The sequence below is a fragment of the Streptomyces sp. NPDC059828 genome, from assembly GCF_042731955.1.
In the GTDB taxonomy this organism is placed as follows: domain Bacteria; phylum Actinomycetota; class Actinomycetes; order Streptomycetales; family Streptomycetaceae; genus Streptomyces.
In genome coordinates this window covers 1-20,149 of sequence record NZ_JBHWIW010000001.1, presented here as the reverse complement: position 1 = coordinate 20,149, position 20,149 = coordinate 1, and the positions used below count along the sequence as shown (strand labels likewise).

Below are 20,149 nucleotides of genomic sequence, written 5' to 3'. Positions count from 1 at the left end.
GGGTCTCTGCATCGCGCAACTCAGCAGCGCCGGCCGTACGGACCGCCGCTGGGCGGGACTTCAGGCAGGGCAAGGTGGACAACCGGTGACTGGTGCACCGTTGTCGTCTGCCGGCGCCGAAGTTCCGGTTTTTCGGGAAGAGTTGTGGTCCTGGTTGGGCGTTCAGACGTGAGGCCGCCGCTGCCAGGACCGTATGCGGGAACCCTATCGACGTCAACCATCGTTGTGTGCAGCTCGCTGATGGTTGATAAGTTTGCTGTCAGCGCGCTACGGTCTCGCTCGACCGATCGCTGATGGCCGAACACCGATGAGGCAGGCTCACTCAGCGGCCCATTGCCCAGGCGCCGTCGCGACGGCACGGCTCTCCCTGTTGTACCCCGCTGTCCGTGACCACGGAAAAGCCCTTGATTCACCTCCGCTCAGGCGGGGTTGAGACGACGAAAGTGATCCCATGGCATTGCTCATACGCCGGTGGCTGCCCGCCGCCACCGCGACGGCGCTCGTTTTCGGCGCGGCGACCCCCGTGGCCTCAGCCGCCGTGGAGGCGGCAGCCAACGCCGACGCACCCTTCGTGGTCGAGGACGGGGCCTACCCGGACAGCGCCGAGATCCTGGCAGCCACCGGTGCCACCCTGATCGCCGGTGACGGAGACATCTACTACACCAGTTGCTCCGGCCCGTACCAGATCATGGTGTGGGCGCGGAACTTGAAGACCAGCGAGTCCAGGATCTGCTTCAAGGCCCGCAACACGGGTTACCTGTCCGTCAACATCCCGCGGGCCTACCGGATCGAGACCGTCGACCGCGACATCAACGCCAGTGTCTCCATCGCCGGCACGACCAAGGAGCTGGCCGTCCCCAAGGACACGGCCAAGGGGTTCGGCGAAGCCGACCCCGTCGACCCCAAGCAGGCCGTCCTCCTGGAGATGCGCGTCACCGGATCCTCCGGTCCGTTCGGCGCAGGCCAGCCGGTTCTCGACAAGCAGCTGTTCGGCGCGAAGCTGGACATCGGCGGCGGCACTCGTTCCTGCTCCGCGGTCCTCGTCGACCCGTACTGGGTCGCCTCGGCCAAGAGCTGCTTCGCCGACAAACCCGCCGAGAGCAACACCGTCGCTGCCGGGCCGCCGAAGGAGAAGACCCGCGTCGTCGTCGGCAAGTCCATCATGATCTCCAGCGGTGGCCACGCCAGCGACATCACCCAGCTCGTCCCGCACCCGGACCGTGATCTGGTGATGGCGCGCCTCGACAAGCCCGCCCCCGCCGCGTTCACCCCGGTCGCCCTGGCCACGACCGCCCCGACGGCCGGTCAGGCGCTCGACGTCGTCGGCTTCGGCCGCACCGTGGACGGCTGGGGCTCCATCGGCCGCCACAGCTCAACCTTCAGTGTGGGCACCACCACCGCCGACGGCTTCGACCTCGCCGCCAAGACGCCCGCCGACGCCACCGTCTGCAAGGGCGATGCCGGCGCCCCGGCGCTGCGCACCGTGAACGGCAAGACGGAACTGGTGGGCCTGGTCAGCCGCGCCTTCCAGGGCAACTGCCTCGGCGCCCCGGCCACCGAGACCCGCACCGGTGCCTACGGCACCCGAGTCGACAACCTTCACGACTGGGTCCAGCGCGTGCGTGCCCTGTCCCCGGGGTGGAAGACCCAGGCCCTGATGCAGTCGGGCAGCAGCCTCTACCAGGGCGTCCGGGTGAACGACGGTTCCTGGACCGGTTTCAACGACGTCCAGGCCACGGCAGCCGCCGGCAGCATCGGTGGAATCCGCAACTCCGCCGCCGTGGGTATGAACGGCGACACCCACGTCCTCGCCGTCAGCAACAGTGGCGGGCTGTTCCACACCATTCGCAAGGAGGACGGCACCTGGGCCAAGTTCGGCGACGTCTTCGGTGTGGCCGGCACCCTCGGCAACCTCACCAGCGTCACCGCGATGAACATCGGTTGGGACCTGCACGTCGTCGCCGTCGCCGATGGCAAGGCCCTCCACACCGTCCGCGACAAGGACGGCCAGTGGACCCCCTTCCGTGACATCACCACCGGCAAGGTTCCCAACGTGACCGCCGCCGCCACCGCCGTCGTACGCGGCGAGCTGCAGGTCACCACCGTCAGCGGCGGCAAGGCCTACCACACCATCCGCCAGGGCAACGGCAACTGGCTCGGCTGGGGCGACGTCGCCGGAGCCGCCGGCTCCACCGGCCCGATCACCTCGATCAGCACCGTCGGCGCCGGAGACGAGACCCACGTCGTCATCGCCACCGACAACGGCACCCGCCAGTACCACGCCGTCCGCAACTTCAACGGCAGCTGGACGCCCCTGACCCAGCTCAAGGACATCCTCGGTACCGTCACCGCCAAGTCCGTCGCCACCGCCAACATCGCCGGCGAGGTGCAGGTGGCTGTCACCACCGCCGACGGCAAGTTCCTCCACACCACCCGCCACACCGACCGCACCTGGGACCCGACCACCACCGTCCCCACCCAGGGCCTGCCCAACGCCCCCGGCCACCTCGCCCTCACCGGCACCTGGAACGGCTGACCCTTAGCACCGGCGTCCGTAACCCGAACCCGGACGTGTAGCTACTCCCGTAGACCCCGGCCGACCTGGTCGGGGTCTACGGGGGTCTACCGGGGCCCGCCGGTCGGTGGTGGCCTGCCGCCCCTACTACGCGGAGGTGGCCTCGCGCGACGAGGAGGCGCCGGAGCGGAAGGTATCCGGCGCGTCGACGTCGATGTCGATGTCGTGCGCATCGGGCACGCGGGGCAGGGCACGGGAGATGTGCACGATCAGGTCGGGGTACTCGGCCTCCGCCGAACGCAGTGCGAGGACAGCCCTGGTGCTCTGTTCGTCACCGGTGGGCGGCGCCTTGCGGACGCGGTCGGCGGCCGCAGTCCGGAGCATGACGGCGAGGCCGATGGCGACGGCCTCGCGCTCCGGCTCCCCGTCCTCCTTGGCCCGTAGGTGGGCCGCGGCGCGCAGGTCGTCGCTGTAGTGGGCGTGCGACCTCAGCATCCAGTCGTGAATGCTCGTGAGCTGCGACAGCAACCGCTGCTCGGGACCCGCGTACCACCGTGTGTCCAGGAGCAACGGGTCGGCTGTACCGGTGGTCGGCTGGGACACGATGCGCCACAGCGGACGCAAGGCGATGAGCGCCAGTAACGGGCGCCAGATCCGTTCGGCGAACCGGGGACCGAACATCGGCACCAGGAAACCCAGGCCGATCATCACGCCGATCAGGGAGACGGCCAGCGCCACGCCCTCGTTGAGCCGGTCCCAGTCGTTGCCGGTCCACCGCGCGAGGACCGCGAAGAGCTTGGACACGCCGAAGACGATGCCGCCCAGCGAGACGACGACGAGGACGAGCAGCCCCGCCCGCAACGAGGTGCGCTTTCCGGGAGCGTCCTGGTTCCCGTCGGAACTGCTGATGTCGACGGCCCAACGCCAGCACGCCTTCATCGTGATGATGCCGGCCACGACCAAGGCGAGGAGGTAGAGGACGACCATCTCGCGGATGAAGGGGGTGTTGGCGTAATACGTGTCGAAGTCCCGCGGACGCTCGACCGGCGTCGTCCCCAGGGCGAAGAGTCCGACGACGCAGGCCACCACCAGGCCGTATCCCAGGAGCCAGGCGCGGACCCGTCGTCGGGTACGTGCCTGCGCATCGGCGTCTCCGCGCCAGTACTCCATCAGCACCAGACAGGCACAGGAGAAGCCGCACAGGAAGCAGTGCACCAGTACGGCTGAGAGGTTGCTGATGCCGGTGGTCCGGTTGACGAACGTGATGGTGGGCGGGGCCGAGAACAGTAAGGCTCCGCAGGGCATCAGGAGGAGGGCGTGCACCACGCGGACCAACGGGCTGCGCCACCCCCTGAGCAGCGCGGGCAGCTTCACCAGAAGGGCGATCGCCAGCACGGCCACCGATATGTAGTAATTGACGCCGTCTTCCACGCTCAGCCTTTCAGCGACGCCTGGATGCGGCCGACTGCGCCGTCCGCGGGTGGTCGTCCGCGGTGCCCCTCCATGTACGGACGGAACTTGGCAGCCAGCATGCGGCCGAACGTCTCCGCGCGGCGTTCTTCGTCGACGGCGGTGTCTCCGCGCGCGGCCACGTGGGCGATCGCGTCGCCGACGGACCACCGGTCCCCGAGCTTGCGTGCCGCCGCAGTCCCGATGGAGCTGCCGCCGTGGCCGCAGTGGCCCTCCTTGTGGTGCCAGAGCTCATGACCCGCGATCACGAGCTGGTGGAGTGGGGCCGTGTTCGCCTCCACCGCGATCAAGTCGAAGTCGCCCAGATCGATCCAGAGCCCACTGACCGTGTCCGCCGGGAACGACTCGAACATCAGCCGTACCTCGCGCCCCGTGCGCGCCGTCAGATGGCTGCACAATGCCTGGAGCAGTTCGTGCGGGTCGCTCGGTACCGGCTCCCCCACCCCCGCGAACAGTTCGTCGCGGTAGCGCTTCATCCTGCGCGAGACACTCATGACGTATCCCACCCCCACCCCCCGGTGTGCCGACTCTGTGTGGAACCTGTGTGGAACCTGTTCCAGGCGCACCGTACCCTTTCCGGGCCCCGTGGCCGACCGGCGAGTGCGCCCGGCCTACCTCAGGTGGGCGCCACCACTGTCGACGGGAGTCGACGTCCGCTCAGTTCTCCCGCGCGCGCTCCTCGCGTGCCCGCCTCGCGACGGATTCGATCAGGGCGATGAGCGGCTGGGCGGTGTCGTCGGGGACATCGGCCAGGGCGCGTGCCGCGTAGCCGACGACTCCGAGCTCGGAGTCCGGGCCGGCGGCGGGACCGGCGTTCTTGAGCCGTTCGAGATCCTTGTCCTGGCGCTCGACGGTACGTTCCAGAAGGTCCTTGTGGATCTGCTGGAGAACCCTGTCCAAGGCCTCGGCCGGCGGAGCCACCAGGAACTCGATCTTCTCTCCGAAGAAGTCCGCGATGCCCGCGGCGTGATCGAGGTTCGGGGCCTTCCCCGCCTTGATCATCTTGTCGAGCCACTGGGCACTCGTCCCTGCCCCGGCCGCGATCTCCGCGAGCGAGTACACCCGGCGGGTACCGTCCGGGAACGCCTTCAGTCTGGTCTTGCGGAGGAAGAGGATCCGGTCGACCACCTGACGGTGCCGGTCCTCCAGGTCCACCACTGCGCCGCGGGAGGGCTGGGGTGCCGGCACCTGTTCACCGCGCAGCAGGGCCTCGACGTCCTCAGGGGGCAACCCCGAGGCGAAGGACAGGCCGCCCTCTCCCTCGACCCGCAGTACGTCCGTACGCTCGATCCCGGCCCGCTCCGCCAGCGAGGCGATGCGCCGCGCGGTCTCGACGGGATCCGGGACGGGCCGCTCACTCACGCAGACTCCTGGTCGACTCTGGTTGGACGGACTACTTGCGAGCTTGACAGTAGTTCCAGGGCCCTGGCCCGGCAACCACGACTTCGCCACCATCAACCATCGTTGCGACCTGACCGCTGACCGCTGACCGCTGCCACGGTGTACGGACCGCGAGGCTCAGCACCTGCTCGAACCGGCCGGCACGTCCTGGCTGTCCGGCGGCGCGTGCCGAAGAAGGGACGACCGGGCTGAATCATCCACCACAACCGCCCGCGCGGCCGCGGGCGGCCTCCGCCTCCCTCGCCAGCACGGCGCGGCGACCACGTACGTAGTCCCGCACCGTGGAGTACGAAGCGCGGGTGAAGTCCTCTTCGATGCGGAGGCGTTCGATGATCCGGGCGACGGTGTGCCGCCGACTCCGGGCGACGTCGAGGTCCTGGCGGAGCATCCGGTCGATCGCCTCCTTCACCGGGTCGAGCACGGTGGCCCTGGGGCGAGGCCGGTCCCGCGTGAGCACACCCACGTCACCGGCTACTGGCGCCGCACCGAACCGCCCGCACCCGACGCCGCACCGGTCGACGAGACCACCGGCGCCGACAGGTCCACCCTGGCGGCACTGATGACCTCCCTGGTCTCCCTCGACGTGCTCGCCACCGGCGACGACGGATACCGCCTCACCCCGGTCAGCGAGGAACTCGTCGAGGACGACCACTCCGCCGACGAGTACCACCTCGAAGGCGCCCAGGCCGCCTTCGACTCCTCCCTGTCCGGTCTGCTCCACACCCTCCGCACCGGCGAGGCCGGCTACCGGACCCTCGACGGACTGCCGCTCGCCGCGGCCTTCGAAAAGAGCCCCCGGCTCGCCGGAACCGCTCGCGCCGCGGTCGAGGAGGAGGCCCGCTGGGTCGCCCCCGGAGTGGTCCGCGCGCACGACTGGTCCACCGTCACCTCCCTCACCGCCACCGGCCAGGGCTCGGCCACCGTCGTCAACGCCCTCGTCAAGGCGTACCCCGGACTGCGGGCGACGATCACCACCATGCCCTCGGCGCTGCGCACCCTGGAGGAGCAGGTACTCGACCGGGACGTGCTGCCGCACGTCGCACTCGTACCCCGGACGGGCCCCGAGCCGCCGTACTCCACCGGCACCCTGCTGATGTCCCGCCAGCTGGAATGGCTGCCGGACGACGACGCCGTCCATGTCCTCTCCGAAGCGGTGGCCGCCCTCACCACCGGCGGCAGTGGGTTCCGATGCGAGCCGCAGCGAAGAATGTTCGCCATGTACGAGACCCTTCGCTACCGTTACCTCCACGCCGGCGTGGGCTTGGCCGCCGACCTTCGCGCCGACGTGTACGAGACGGACGGGCCCCCGCCTCCGCCCGCCCTCCTCATCTATCGCTCGCTGTACCTGCGGCTGCCCACGGACCGAACCCCGTACTGGCTCGAGGCGGCCTGGCTCGCGTTCGGGGCTTCCCTGCACGCCGAACAGCTCCTCGACGACCGAACCCTGGTTCTGGACGTCAATGCCTTCACGTACCCTGGCGCCGACTTCCGCGCTGAGGTCGCTGCCCTCGCCATGGACGGATGGATCCACCGTCGCTTCGGGCTTGCCCCCTGCAGTGCCTCAGTGATGTACGACAGACCCTCTCACCGCTTCACCTTCACCTGGCCGGGCCCGTTCTCCCCCTTCGCCGACGAGCTCCCGCCACCAGGCCACGCGTGAGTTGGCGGCCGCTGGCGAGCCTTCCGCTGCTGCACGTAGTCGACGGTGCCGTCGCCGGGCCAGACCCGTTTCCGCGATGGCATCCAAGATCAGCACAGCGTCCTCACCCCTGTCGGCCGATGCGGGACCTCGGTGCCTGGCCCCCCGGCCCGATCAATGTGAGCGCCGCGATCGTCCCGCACGGACGGTACGGCGACACGGCATCGCCCGTCAGGCTGGCGGTGAGGACGTCGACGTGCCGCGTGAGCAGTGGCGCAGCGGCATCCGCCCGTCCCCGTCGCGCCGGTCCTTGGCGTACGGCTCATTGCAGGATCATGAACAACTCCCGTGATTCCGTGGACTCTTCGAGCGCGCGCTCCTATGGTCACCGCGGTGCGACCGTCAATCGCATGGACCCCGAGGAGTCGCATGTCCCGCAGGACGTTCAGCCGTGCCCTGGCCGTCACCCTGTCGCTGGTCGCGGCTACGGCCCTTGCCCCACCCGCGCCCACGCTGGCTGACCCGATCCCCAAGGCCCCCGGCCACCGTCTGGTCGACCCCTACGTCGGTGCCCCCGCCACCGCTCAGCCGCTCCCCGGCACACAACCCCCGCAGCACCCCTACCTCGCGGCGAACGGCCGCTCCGGGATGCACGCCGACGGCTGGGGCAGCGCGACCTACCCGTGGTCCGGCCCGCTCGGTGACCACCCGCGGTCCGGCAGCGAACGCATGGCGGTGCTGGGCGGGGAGTGCGCCAATGTGACCTTCGACCGCGCGGGCCGGATCGTCACCGTGTGTGGGACCTTCACCGGCTTCCTGGTCAAGCTGCTCGACCCGCACACGCTGGCGACGCTGGCCGAGTACAGGCTTCCGCAACGCCCGTCCACGGTGGAGGCGATCACCCGGCTGGACTTCTCGCGGATCTTCAAGGACACCTCGGGCGGTGCCTACTCGTACCTCGACAACGAAGACCGGCTGGTGCTCGCGGACTCCCGGCAACACCTCGTCCGTCTCGCCCACCGGCAGAAGCCCGACGGCAGCTGGGCGTTCACCGTCACCGACGACTGGGACCTGACCGGTCACGTCCCTCACGACTGCGTGACCTGGACCAACCTCCATCCGACCGGCACCTGCGATCCGGTCACCTCCGTCATGCCGGACTGGCAGGGCCGGATCTGGTGGGTCACCCGGCAGGGCCGGATCGGCACCGTCGACACCACCACGGGCGCCATCCGCTCCGTCCGGCTGAGCGGAGAGGAGATCCAGAACTCCTTCTCCGTCGCCGCCGACGGTGTGTCGATCGTCTCCGACCACGCGCTCTACGAGTTCACCGCGGCGGCGGACGGAACCCCCGCCATGGTGTGGCGGGCGCCCTACGACCGGGGCACCGGCACCAAGCCCGGCTCCGTCAACCAGGGTTCGGGCACCACTCCGGACATCTTCGGCGACGGCGGCAGGTACGTGGCGATCACCGACAACGCCGACGACCGCATGCACGTCCTCGTCTACCGGCGCGGCGCGGACGTGCCCGCCGACCGCCGGCTGGTGTGCGAGATCCCCGTCTTCGCCTCAGGCGCGTCCACGACGGACAACTCCCTGATCAGCTGGGGCAACAGCCTCGTCGTCGAGAACAACTACGGCTACGAGAACATCACGTCGCTCACCCTCGGCCGGAGCATCACCGGCGGAGTCACCCGGATCGACGTGCGGCGGGACGCCAGCGGATGCGACACCGTGTGGGAGAGCGGAGAGCGGTCCCCGTCCGTCGTCCCGAAGCTGTCCACCGGCAACGGGCTGATCTACCTGTACACCAAGGACCCCGACCGTCGCGGTATCGACGCCTGGTACCTGACCGCCGTGGACTTCCGTACGGGACACACCCGCTGGAAGCAGTTCGTGGGCACTGGAGCGGGCTACGACAACAGCTGGGCGCCGATCACTCTGGGCCCGGACGGCACGGCCTACGTCGGCGTGTTCAACGGCCTGGCCTCCGTGCACGACGGCAACTGAGGGGCGACGCACGCGGAACGAACCCCCGGCACCCGGCGACGACCGGACCCGGCCGCCGCGCCCGGTGCCACGGCCGTCGCCGTCGGCCCCGCGGTCAGCGGCCTGTGCCCATAGGGCTCGGTGAGCCCAGCACCACGAGGGAGGCCACGGTGTTCGCCGCCGCCTCGGGCTGCGCCACGTCGCCGCCAAGTGAAGCCGGGCATCACCCGAGTAGTGGCACGATCGGGTGAAGTTCGGGACGGTCTGTCTGTGGCGCGGAACATGTGGTTACGCGTGCCGATATGAACGTATCGCCATCCGCGCGCCGACTGCGCGTCGCGCTCCCCACCTGCCTCCTCGCCTGCACCGCCCTCCTCGTCACCGCATGCAGCGCTGACGAGGGGACCAAGGGCTCGGCGGCTGCGCCGACCGCCACAGACGGCGGCAACAGCTCCCCGAGCCCTGCCGACACCGAAGACACCGGTGACCTGGCGGAACTCAAGGCCCTGATCCCCGCAGCCAAGATCACCTGGGACAAGGCGGCCGACACTGCGGTCGGAGAAGTCTCCGGGAGCGAGCTGGTCGAGATCGACCTGTCCCGTTTCCAGAGAGGCAGCACCGTCAGTCCCGCACCGAGCCCCGGCAGTCCTGAGTGGGCCGCTGAAGTGGCCACCAAGGACGGCACCGTGCACAGGGTCCTGGTCGACGCGGTGTCGGGCAAGGTGCTCCAGTCCGAGCCGGAGACCGATCAGGACGCCGACGACAAGAGTGCCGTCGCCGACATGCTGGGCAAGGCCGAGGTGACCGCGGAGCAGGCTGTGAAGACGGCGACGGGGAAGCAGCAGGGCACCGTCACCGACGTCCACCTGGACAGCGACGACAACGCCCCCGTGTGGTCGGTCGACATCGTCGACCAGAACGACTGGACCGTGGCGAACGTCGCCATCGACGCCACCAATGGCAAGGTCCTGCGTGCGCAGGTCCACCAGGTCGACAAGGACAACGACGACAACCAGGACGACCAGGGCTGAGTCCCCGCCTCACGAAAGCACCGCCGGAAACGGCGAAAGCTCCTGACAGCGGGTGGCTGATCTTGATTTCCACCCCGGCTGTCAGGAGCTTCGCCATTTCTGCGCCGCCCGGCAGCCCGCCCTTTCCTGAAGGTAAAGCGGGCTCAGCGGGTCACAGAATGATGTGCAGGTAGTAGTCGCCGCCGAACTCCTCGGTGCGCTCGATACGGGCGTAACCGCGGGCCTTCTTGTAGTCGCCGGTGCCACCGGTGATGGCGACGTCGTACGGGGTGGCGGCCGAGTCGAGCTGTGCGTGCTCCCACGTGATCTCGCCACCGGGAAGAAGGAAGCTGCCCCGGCAGAGGGTGGCGTGCGTCGGAGAGACGCTCGCGGTGACGCAGGTCGTCACCTCCGACCCGTAGGGCTCACCGTCGCGGAGGAGGTCGTCGGTGCTGAAGATCTGGCCGCCCACGGTGGTGGCCCACTCCTCCGCACTGGGTAGGAATGTCGGACTCCCGGTGCCCGCTGTCTCGAGGTGGATCACCACTGTACGGTCTTTGCCGGTGCCCCAGTCCAGAGGAACGGGGTTGCCGGCCGCGGATGCGGAACCCGCGAGGCACGAGAGTGTGAGGACGGCGGCTGTCGCGGCGCACCACTTTGAACGGGAGGGCATGTTTTCCTCACCTGTTGTCGATGGCTGAATTGGCTTGGTTGCGACACGGTCCCTTCCGCGTGATGTGATGTCAATTCGATTGCCCGTACCGGCGCATGGGTTCACCCGCCCAGCCGTCCTCTTTCCGGTAAGGGAATGCGGCGACTCTTTTCAGAGGCTGATATGCCGTATCGGCTTTATCGGGAGCGATGGGTCGTCGCCCTCGCATGCGAGGGGGCGGGCCTGGGCTGTCAAGAGGCGTCGCCGCTGCTCCCCGGCCGCAGAGAACGCCGATGGCGCACCTCGATGACGGAAGACGCCACGATCACCAGGCCCCACACCCCTGCGTACACGCCGGTCTGCGGAACCGCACCGAAGGCGAGCCAGCCGATTCCGAGGCCGCTCAGCATGAGCCCGCAGACGGCCCCGAGCACCGAGCGGCGGCGTGGATGCATGGACCTGGACAAGCAGAGTGCGGCCAGGAGAAGCGCCGGGATGCCCAGCGCCTCATGGCTTGTGTGCTCGTCGTAGGAGAAGCTCGATTCACCCGAAGCGGAGCTGTAGGTGTCGTCGTAGTTCTTCTCGAAGACGCTGTAGCCCCAGGAGTCCTCGGGGAGTTCCGCATACGAGCCGTCGTCCGGATTGTAGGAATAGAGTGTGCTGTCGAAGTCCGACTCCGAGACGTACGTGTAGTCGTACCCCTCTCCGCGGCCTCCGGACTCGATCCCCGCGAAGACGAGTGCTCCGGCACCCCACCACAGCAGGGCCGAGGTCAGGGGCAGCCAGCGGCACACGCCCAGCCCGAGCACCGCGGCTGCCGCCCACGCCACCACATACGGACTGTCCTCGATGCCGAGCGCCGCGAGGCCGGAGGCCACGATGCCGAGCACCGCGGCCACGCGGTCGAAGGGGACCGACAACCGGCGCTTGCCCGCCTTGGGCGTGGCACCTGGCACGACCGTGTCCGCAACCGCCACGGACGGTGTCGCACCGGCCGTTCTCGCCCTGGCGTCAGTGCCGGCCGTGTCCGGCGCATGAGCCGGAGGCACCGGGACAACGGCTTCCGGGGACACTCGGGCCACCGGGACCACCGGGACCGCCGTCCGCGTGGGTGCCTGTGCTTGCGCCACCTCCGTCTCCTTTGGCCCGGATGCCGGAGCGCCGGCCGCAACCGGGCGGCGCTCCAGGGCTTCGGTCAGCGCCAGGCGCATCTCCGCCGCACCCGCGTAGCGCTGCTCATAGCCCTTGGCCAGCGCCCGCAGGACCACGGCGTCGACTTCCGCGGGAATCTGCGGACGCAGCAGCGAGGGGCTCAGCGGTTCCTTGCTCAGATGCTGGTTCATCACCGCGAACGGTGAGTCTCCGATGAACGGCGGGCGACCGGTGAGGAGTTCATAGAGGAGGCACCCTGTGGAATACACGTCGGAGCGGCCGTCCACCAAGCGGCCCTCCAGCTGCTCCGGTGAGAGATACGCGGGAGTCCCGACGGCCATGCCCGTCACGGTCAGGCGGGTCGAGGTCTCCGCGATGACCTTGGCGATACCGAAGTCCAGGATCTTGACGTCGCCGTCGGAACTGAGCATCACATTGGAGGGTTTGATGTCCCGGTGCACGAGACCGCGTCCGTGGCTGTGGGCGAGGGCGTCGGTGATGTCCCGGGCGACGGCGAGGGCCCGCTCGACCGCGAACGGGCCGTCGGCGAGCAGCTGCGCCAGGGTGCGGCCCTCGATGAACTCCATGACGAGAAACGGAGTGCTCTCACCGGACGCGCCGTCCTCGGTGTCCTCGCCCACGTCGTGGAGCACCGCGATACCCCGGTGGCTGAGCGACGCGACCGTCCGCGCCTCACGGCGGAAGCGGTTGCGGAACTCCTCGTACCGGGTGAGTTCCGGCGGCAGTACCTTCACGGCGACGCGACGGGCGAGCTCACGATCCGTCGCGCTCCACACTTCTCCCATGCCACCGCGCCCCACGGCCTCCACCAACTCGTACCGCTGCGCGAGCACCCGCACCCGTTCGCCCCCATCCCGACACCCACCGGACACTCCCGGTCCTCCGCCGCTGGGCTGGTGACCGGTCGCCGGAACGCTAACCGGAGAGGCGACTCGCCGTGGGGCTTATGCGCTTCATGCTTGAATATCTTCCGATCTGATGCTTTCTGCCCGATCGTTTCACTCTGTCGCTCTGCCCTCTGCGTGCTCCTTCGCCGGGCCGCACCGGACCCGTCTCGTGGGCCACCGTCACAGCAGACCCCGGCTTGCCCACTCCTGTCGGCGAGCCGGGATCTGCCGCGACGACGCCCTCGACCGGTCGACTCAGGCGTCCAGCACGGTCAGATCGATCCGCGCCAGCCGCGACGGGTCCGCGAGGATGTCGAGCCGGACGATCCTGCCGCGGGAGACGGTGAAGGCCATGACCGACATGGCCTCGCCCTCCGGGGCTGTGACCGTGCCCACCGCGCCGTTGATGAGCGCGAGGCGGGCCAGCGGCGCGAAGCGCCGGTACATCCAGGCCTGGCTCGCCACCTCCTGAGCCCCGCGCACCAGCTTCGACACCGCCGGAGCTAACGCGCCGCCGTCCACCCGCAGCACGACGTCCGGGTCCAGGAGCGAGACGAGCGCCTCGAAGTCGCCCCCGCGCGACGCCGCGACGAACGCCTCGACGACCTTCCGCTGCCGCGCGGCATCGGTCTCCGGTTCCGGCACGGCGCCCTGCACCCGCCGCCGCGCCCGGCTCGCGAGCTGCCGTGTCGCAGCCGCGTTGCGCCCGACGATGTCCGCGATGTCGTCGAACGGCACCGCGAACATGTCGTGCAGCACGAAGGCGAGCCGCTCGGCAGGCGGCAGCGTGTCCAGCACCACGAGCATCGCGAGCCCGACCGAGTCGGTGATCATCGCCTCCTGCTCGGGGTCGGTGCCGCTGATGCTGCTGACGATCGGATCCGGCAGGTACACGTCCAGTGGGTCCTCGCGCCGTGATGTCCGGGACCGCACCATGTCGAGGCAGATCCGGCCCACGACCGTCGTCAGCCACCCACCCAGGTTCGCCACTTCGCTCGTGTCCGAGCGGCTGAGGCGCAGCCATGTCTCCTGAACAGCGTCATCGGCCTCGGCCAGCGAGCCGAGCATCCGGTACGCCACGGAGCGCAGATGAGACCGATCGGCCTCGAAGCGCTCCGCCAGAAGAATCTTTTCGTCCACCGGTCACATTCTCCCGTCGCGATCCGTCAGTGCAGTGACGATCCGAACCGAGCCACAGAGACTCGATCTTGAGGAGAAAATCATGGAAGCACGCATGAAGCACCCCGCTTTCGTCGTCCCGTCCGCCATGCAGGCGCTGCTGGCCCTGGGCAAGTCCACGAAGTCGACGGGTCTTTCGGACGAGCTCCTGGAACTGGTCAACCTGCGGGCCAGCCAGATCAACGGCTGTGGCGTCTGCGTCCACATGCACGCCCGTGACCTGCGCAAGGCCGGTACGAGCGACGAGCGCATCGACACCGTGGCGGGCTGGCGCGACGCTCCGTTCTTCACGGATGCGGAGCGTGCTGCGCTGGCCCTCACGGAGGCCGTCACCCGCATCGCCGACTCCTCGGACCCGGTGCCGGACGCGATCTGGAACGAGGCGGCCGAGCACTACGACGAGGCACAGCTCAGCGCCCTGCTGCTCGCGATCGCAGCGATCAATGTCTGGAACCGGCTCAACGCGGCGACCCGTCAGGTCGCGGGTTCGATGGGGGTCTGACGTGTCCGCCGCGGTACGGGTCCGGCTCACGGCCGGGCTCGTACCGGCGCAGCGGGCAGGTTCGGTGAACCGCCGTGCGGACGCGCTGCGGTTCACCGAGGACCGGTACAGCGGGCCCGTTGCGGTCGTCGGGTGTCGTGCAGTCACCGTCCGGCCAGCGCTTCCCCATGGACCCCCACATACACGCTCTTCTCCCACCACAGCGCGGTAGGGGCCGGTGGTCCCCACCCTGCGCCGCGGCGCGAACGGCCCGGGCCCGGCGAAGAGGAGCGTGCCACTGCCGGGAAACCCGAGTGCACACGGATCCCGGCCGTGCCAGCATGACAGCCGGAGAAGCGAGGTCTCGTGGACGAGTTGACGCGGTTCCGCCATGCCCTGGCCGCGTGGGCGGCCGGTGGAGCACGAGCGGGCGCAGCCGCCGCGAAGGCGCGGGAGCTGGCCGGCAGCGTACGCATGGTCGTGCTCGTCGAGGGCGGCAGCGATCAGGTCGCACTCGAAACACTGGCCACCCGCCACGGCCGCGACCTCGGCGCGGAAGGCATCGCGGTCGTGCCGCTCGGCGGCGCGACGAACATCGGGCGCTTTCTGGATGTGTGCGGCCCTTGCGGGCTCGACCTCCCTCTGGCCGGGCTCTGCGACACGGGTGAGGAGCGGCACTTCCGGCGCCATCTGGAGCGGGTCGGTCTCGGGACCGGCCTCACGCCCGCCGGGCTGGAGTCACTCGGGTTCCACGTGTGCGTCGCCGACCTCGAGGACGAGCTGATCCGCGCACTCGGAGCCGACGGCGTCCGGCAGGTGATCGACGCCCAGGGCGAGATGCGTCCCTTCCACACCTTCCAAGGCCAGCCGGCACAACGGTCACGTCCCGTCGAACACCAACTGCGGCGCTTCATGGGCACGCACAGCGGACGCAAGGCGCTCTACGCACGGGCGCTGGTCGCCCGCCTGGACCTCGCACGTATTCCCCGGCCGCTGGAGCGTCTCACCGAACACGTCTTCGCCGCGTCCTGAGCGGCTCCAGCCAGGCACGGTCAGTGGCGCGCCGAGGTGGTCGGCGTACCGGGCATCGGGATACCGCTGGACTAGAAAGAGGGGAGTGCGGACGGCCGAGCGGCTGAGGAGGGCGATGGCTCACGACGGCGGAGCGGCCGGGGCATCCGGAGACGCGGGCCCGCTGCCCCCGCATCGCAGACAGGTACTGCGGCTTGCTGCCGTCTCCCTTGCCTCGGCGAGCCATTGGCCAGGAAGCAGCGTGGCTGCGGAGCCGCTCGTGGACGGGCGGCACGCGCTCGACGTCCGGGAGGAGAATCTCCGGTCGGGAGCTCCCGACTGGCGCATCGGGCATGCGGGACCGGCCCGAGCCATCGAAGGGTTCGCCGAACACACCAGCGTGCGCGCGGGCCGGCCCGTCGCTCTGAGAGTGTCGACCACGGCCGCCTCGTACATCGTCTCGGCCTACAGAATGGGCTGGTACGGCGGAGCACTGGCCCGTCTCGTATGGCGCTCGGGAAGGCTCCCGGGTACGTCCCAGCCTCCCCCCTTGACCGATGACACGACGAGGACGGTGTCCTGCGACTGGCAGCGCACCGTGGAGGTGGACACCTCCGGGTGGCCGGAAGGCTGCTACCTGCTACGGCTCGACGCGGAAGCGGGAGCAGGGCAGCGCTATGTGCCGCTGACCGTGCGGTCCCCGTCGGTGGCGGGCCGGATGGTGGTGGTCAATTCGGTGGCCACCTGGCAGGCCTACAACACGTGGGGCGGCACCGACCTCTACAAAGGCCCGGACGGCAAGAAGGGATCCCGTGCGCTCGCGGTCTCCTTCGACCGTCCCTACGACAACGGGCACGGCGCCGGCCAGTACCTCGTCTACGAGGCACCGCTCGTCGCGCTTGCCGAGCGCCTGGGTCTGCCGCTCGCCTACGCCACAGGGGTGGACATCGCCCGGGCGCCGCGGCTGCTCGACGGCGCCGTGGGCATGCTCTCCCTGGGACACGACGAATACTGGTCCCCGGAGCAACGGCAGCATGTGACCTCGGCGCGGGACCAGGGGATGAACCTGGCCGTCCTCGGCGCCAACTGCTGCTACCGCCGCATCAGGTTCGAGCCCACCGGTGCGGGGCCCGACCGGCTGGCTGTCTGCTACAAGGACGACTACGCCAAGGACCCCGGCTTCCAGCAGGGGCTGCCCCCCACCAACGACTACCGCCGCAAACCCGCGCCCGAACCGGAGAGTGCCCTGCTCGGGGTGCTCTACGACGGCTACCCGGTGGATGCCCCGCTCGTGGTCTCCCACCCTGACCACTGGCTGCTCGCAGGCACCGCCGCACGCACGGGCGACACCTTCCCGCACCTGGTCGGGGTCGAGTTCGACCGTGTCGATCCGGCACGTCCGACCCCCCGGCCACTTGAGATCCTGGCGCACTCGCCCGTCGTGTGCAAAGGACGGCCGTCGCACGCGGACATGACCTACGGCTCGCTGAGCAGCGGTGCGGGCCTCTTCGCCACCGGCACCATGCGCTGGGTCGAGGCGCTGAAGGCGACCGGGCCGGCACGCCAAGGGGTGAACCACGGACTGGACGGGCGGGCCGGCGACTTCACCCGCACCGTGACCGCCAACGTCCTGCACGCATTCGCGCAAGGCCCGTCCGGCCTGACCCGGCCCGCGTTGGACAACGTGGGTGACCACTACACCCGGGACGGCGCGCCGGTCGCCCCGTAACACGGTCACGGCTCCGATTCCCACTACGGTCACACATGTTCCCCTACGTCTCTTCCGGGGGTGTGCGATGCGCCGACTCACCGTCGGGCTGGCCCTGCTGTCCTCCATGGCCACCGCGCCCTGGCTCACAGGCCATGCCGACTCCGCCACGAACGCACCGCCGGCCCAGCCGGCCGGTCGCGGCACGAACATCCTGATCGTGGGCATCGACAGCCGCTCCGGACTGTCCGCCGCCGAGAAACGACGCCTGCATGTCGGCGGACAGGGATGCGAATGCACCGACGTGATGATGCTCGTCCACCTCTCCGAGGACGAACACCGCGCCAGCGTCGTATCCATCCCCCGGGACAGCTACGTCCAGTACGCCACGCCTGCGGGATCCACAGACCCCGCCCCCCGGGCCAAGATCAACGGCGCGTTCAAGCTCGGCCGGGGACCGCTCACCGTGCGTACGGTGGAGAAGGCCACGGGGCTGCGTATCGACCACTACCTCGAAACCGGCTTCACCGGCTTCGAACAGACGGTCAACAACCTCGGCGGGGCGACCGTATGCACCGACAAGCCACTCAAGGACGAGAACTCCGGCCTCGACATCACCGCGGGAACCCACCGCATCGACGGCAACGGCGCACTGCGCTATGCCCGCGCCCGGCACATCAACCGCCCAGGAGACCTCGGCCGGGTCCGCCGCCAGCAGCGCCTGCTCGCCGACATGCTGAAGGACCTCACCGTCCGGGGAGCACTGACCGATCCGGTGAGCGCCGCGTTCACCGCCCAAACGCTGCTCGAGTCGGTACGCACGGACGAACGGACGAGCCTGAGCGACCTTGTGCGCATCGGCTGGGCACTGGGCCGGCTGTCACCTGAACAGACCGAGTTCGCCACTGTGCCGATCTCCGACTTCGACCACCGGGTACCCGGTGTCGGCTCCACACTCATCTGGCACGAGGCCCGCTCCCGCGCCCTGTGGGACGCACTGGGCGCCGACCGTCCCCTCACGGGCGACACGCGCATCCTTCCCGTCCCCGAGACCCGTGCCGAGACCAACCCCGCCGGAATCAGGGTGCGCGTCAACGACGCCACCGTGGCCGAGGCACTTCGCCGCAACAAGTTCGTCGTCACGGACACATCGGCGTCGGCTCCGCCCGTGCGGCCCGTGGGCTCTCCGGTCATCACGTACCCCGCAGGACACGAAGCGGACGCCTCCACACTCGCCGCAGCACTCCCGGGGGCACGCCTCCAGGCAGACCCGCGGACCGATGCGGTCTTCGGCATCGCCGTCGGCTCCGATCCCGTCGTGGTCAGGACGGTCACCTACGACCGCAACGTCGCAGAAGGCGCCCCCGTGACGGCAGGTCAGCTGCGCTGCGCCGGCTAGACGGCGGCATCCGCGCTGCACCGCTGACGTCGGCGGTCACCGGGACACGGGCGCGGAACCTCGTTCCGGCGGCAGCCACAGCTCCGCGTCCGCTTCCGTTCCGCCCTGCGCCAGGCAGGTGCGCAGGATCTCGGGACCTGGGATACGGATCGCCGGCGATGATGCGGTCCATTCGCGCCATCGCTTCAGAAGCGCTGTCAGTGCTGTCGGACCAAGAGCCGCGCGGCGTCGACTCGGCCTGTGACGACCTTGACCCGGGTCGTGCCGAGGGCAGCGAATTCGACTGCTACCACGGAGTGATCACGTGCGCGGACCCGCCGGATGGCACGACGGCTCTGGCCGTTCCAGCCGGCAGCTGGCGGTGTCACCACGTCCGGTCCAGCGCCGCAGGCGATTCAGCATCTGTGGCGCGACGTGTTCACTCAGTGTTTCCCCGGTTCGGTCGGTGCCCGCGGGCCTGGCCTCGCCCCGCCCGACACCGTGTACTGCACGGAACGCCCGGGCGAATGCCTCGCCGGATCCGTCCCCGTAGCGCACCGCGATCTCCAGCAGCGGTTCGTCCCCTGCGAGTACCTCGGCGCCCGCGACCGTAAGCCGTCGGCGGCGGATGTACTCCGACAGCGGCATGCCCGCGAGCGCCGAGAACATTCGGCGCAGGTGGTACCCCGAAGCAACTGCGATAGGCACCAGTTCGGCCGCGTCGATGGTCAGATCGAGGCGCTGCTCGATGTACTCCAGAGCCTGATTGAGCCGCTCCAGCACTCCTGGTTCCTCCTCATTGCTCGTCCGCGCTGATTGCCCGTCCGCGTTCATCACGTTGGTCACCCCGCCGGACCGACATCCCGTGCCAGATGGTCGGGTGGTGCCGCACGGGCGGGGAGAGGAACAGACAAGGCTCCCTGCCGCGACGTCGAGCCATCAAATGTCTCGCGCGTCTGACAGGGAGCCTCGCCAGCTCGATCTTCTTCGGTGTCACCAGGTCTGGCTGCCCGCGGAGCTCATGCGGGCCGGTGTCCCCTCACCTCATGACGCACGGCTTTGCTATAGCGCCGAGGCGGCTTCTCGCGGACCGGTGTGGGGCCAGCCCTTGTACGGACGATGCCGCGACGCGATCGTCACGGTCACCGGCTCACTCTGCGCCGTGGCACCGTTCCTACCAGTGGCAACAGCGACGAAGGTGTGACTGCGGTGGGTATCCGCAACGCGCCCCCGACATGTCCAGTCTCCATCGGCGTGGACGGTCGCCGAGCAGACGACTCGCCTGCCTTCGACGACGGCGATGCGGTCGCCGACCCCACCGGTTCCGGCGAAGGACACCGTGCACCCTCCACGACCTGTCCGCTCCGGTCCGTTCGGCCGACTCCATCGGCAGCCCGTGAGTGTCGTTCCGTCCGCTGGGGATGTGATGACCGGCGTCGTGGGAGGCACGGTGTCGATGGTGATGGTGATCGGGTCACCGTCGGTGGTGTTGCCTGCGGCGTCTCGCGTGGTGGGGAGGATGGTGTGTTGGCCGTCTGCGAGGGCTGTTGTCGGGGTGCAGGTCCACTCGCCGCTGGTGTCGACGGTTGCGGTGCAGATGGTGGTGCCGGACTCGGTCAGCGTGACGGTGTCGCCTTCGCCGCCTGTGCCCGCGAA

Annotated in this window: 15 protein-coding genes and 1 pseudogene; 8 read left to right on the top strand and 8 right to left on the bottom strand. The window is 69.5% G+C overall.

The genetic code is table 11. From position 1 onward, the window contains the following. Positions 1 to 451: 451 nt before the first annotated feature. Positions 452 to 2,536: a trypsin-like serine protease gene (locus tag ACFV6V_RS00080; protein WP_385556652.1), complete on the top strand. Its 2,085-nt coding sequence runs from the start codon at positions 452 to 454 to the stop codon at positions 2,534 to 2,536. Positions 2,537 to 2,662: 126 nt separating this feature from the next. On the opposite strand, the gene ACFV6V_RS00075 is transcribed toward ACFV6V_RS00080, so the two are convergent. From ACFV6V_RS00075 to ACFV6V_RS00065, 3 genes are all read right to left on the bottom strand, one after another. Continuing rightward, on the bottom strand, positions 2,663 to 3,946 hold the full coding sequence (locus tag ACFV6V_RS00075; RefSeq protein ID WP_385556649.1) for a hypothetical protein: 1,284 nt from the start codon (positions 3,944 to 3,946) through the stop codon (positions 2,663 to 2,665). Positions 3,947 to 3,948: 2 nt separating this feature from the next. Next, positions 3,949 to 4,479, bottom strand: coding sequence for a toxin-antitoxin system, toxin component (locus ACFV6V_RS00070; RefSeq protein ID WP_385556646.1), 531 nt, complete (start codon positions 4,477 to 4,479; stop codon positions 3,949 to 3,951). A 163-nt stretch (positions 4,480 to 4,642) separates the two neighbouring features. After that, a complete protein-coding gene (locus ACFV6V_RS00065; protein ID WP_385556643.1) occupies positions 4,643 to 5,347 on the bottom strand; it encodes a hypothetical protein in 705 nt (234 codons plus the stop codon). 385 nt (positions 5,348 to 5,732) lie between these two features. Between ACFV6V_RS00065 and ACFV6V_RS00060 the strand changes: the two genes are divergently transcribed. The 3 genes from ACFV6V_RS00060 to ACFV6V_RS00050 all read left to right on the top strand — a co-directional run bounded on the left by ACFV6V_RS00060 (position 5,733) and on the right by ACFV6V_RS00050 (position 10,045). Next, positions 5,733 to 7,046 (top strand): hypothetical protein, encoded by a 1,314-nt coding sequence (locus tag ACFV6V_RS00060; protein ID WP_385556640.1) that lies wholly within the window; start codon positions 5,733 to 5,735, stop codon positions 7,044 to 7,046. Positions 7,047 to 7,454: 408 nt separating this feature from the next. Continuing rightward, positions 7,455 to 9,035, top strand: coding sequence for a hypothetical protein (locus ACFV6V_RS00055; RefSeq protein WP_385556637.1), 1,581 nt, complete (start codon positions 7,455 to 7,457; stop codon positions 9,033 to 9,035). 281 nt (positions 9,036 to 9,316) lie between these two features. Next, on the top strand, positions 9,317 to 10,045 hold the full coding sequence (locus ACFV6V_RS00050; protein ID WP_385556634.1) for a PepSY domain-containing protein: 729 nt from the start codon (positions 9,317 to 9,319) through the stop codon (positions 10,043 to 10,045). A 151-nt stretch (positions 10,046 to 10,196) separates the two neighbouring features. Here ACFV6V_RS00050 and ACFV6V_RS00045 read toward each other — a convergent pair whose 3' ends face one another. The 3 genes from ACFV6V_RS00045 to sigJ form a co-directional block, all read right to left on the bottom strand. Then, a complete protein-coding gene (locus ACFV6V_RS00045; protein ID WP_385556631.1) occupies positions 10,197 to 10,496 on the bottom strand; it encodes a hypothetical protein in 300 nt (99 codons plus the stop codon). A 431-nt stretch (positions 10,497 to 10,927) separates the two neighbouring features. Further along, positions 10,928 to 12,688, bottom strand: coding sequence for a protein kinase (locus ACFV6V_RS00040; RefSeq protein WP_385556628.1), 1,761 nt, complete (start codon positions 12,686 to 12,688; stop codon positions 10,928 to 10,930). Between the two features lie 303 nt (positions 12,689 to 12,991). Further along, the gene (gene sigJ, locus ACFV6V_RS00035) at positions 12,992 to 13,876 is read right to left on the bottom strand and encodes an RNA polymerase sigma factor SigJ (protein WP_385556625.1); all 885 of its coding nucleotides are present in this window, start codon (positions 13,874 to 13,876) and stop codon (positions 12,992 to 12,994) included. An 82-nt stretch (positions 13,877 to 13,958) separates the two neighbouring features. Between sigJ and ACFV6V_RS00030 the strand changes: the two genes are divergently transcribed. The 4 genes from ACFV6V_RS00030 (at position 13,959) to ACFV6V_RS00015 (ending at position 18,514) form a co-directional block, all read left to right on the top strand. After that, complete coding sequence (locus ACFV6V_RS00030; protein ID WP_385556622.1) at positions 13,959 to 14,417, top strand: carboxymuconolactone decarboxylase family protein; 459 nt, start codon at positions 13,959 to 13,961, stop codon at positions 14,415 to 14,417. Positions 14,418 to 14,762: 345 nt separating this feature from the next. Then, on the top strand, positions 14,763 to 15,428 hold the full coding sequence (locus tag ACFV6V_RS00025; RefSeq protein WP_385556619.1) for a TOPRIM nucleotidyl transferase/hydrolase domain-containing protein: 666 nt from the start codon (positions 14,763 to 14,765) through the stop codon (positions 15,426 to 15,428). A gap of 241 nt (positions 15,429 to 15,669) precedes the next feature. Further along, positions 15,670 to 17,136: a N,N-dimethylformamidase beta subunit family domain-containing protein gene (locus ACFV6V_RS00020; protein WP_385556616.1), complete on the top strand. Its 1,467-nt coding sequence runs from the start codon at positions 15,670 to 15,672 to the stop codon at positions 17,134 to 17,136. Positions 17,137 to 17,203: 67 nt separating this feature from the next. Beyond that, a complete protein-coding gene (locus ACFV6V_RS00015; RefSeq protein ID WP_385556613.1) occupies positions 17,204 to 18,514 on the top strand; it encodes an LCP family protein in 1,311 nt (436 codons plus the stop codon). A 36-nt stretch (positions 18,515 to 18,550) separates the two neighbouring features. Here ACFV6V_RS00015 and ACFV6V_RS00010 read toward each other — a convergent pair. Beyond that, positions 18,551 to 19,276 (bottom strand): annotated as a pseudogene (locus tag ACFV6V_RS00010) (helix-turn-helix domain-containing protein). 279 nt (positions 19,277 to 19,555) lie between these two features. Beyond that, a complete protein-coding gene (locus ACFV6V_RS00005; protein WP_385557116.1) occupies positions 19,556 to 20,092 on the bottom strand; it encodes an Ig-like domain-containing protein in 537 nt (178 codons plus the stop codon). Positions 20,093 to 20,149 lie beyond the last annotated feature (57 nt).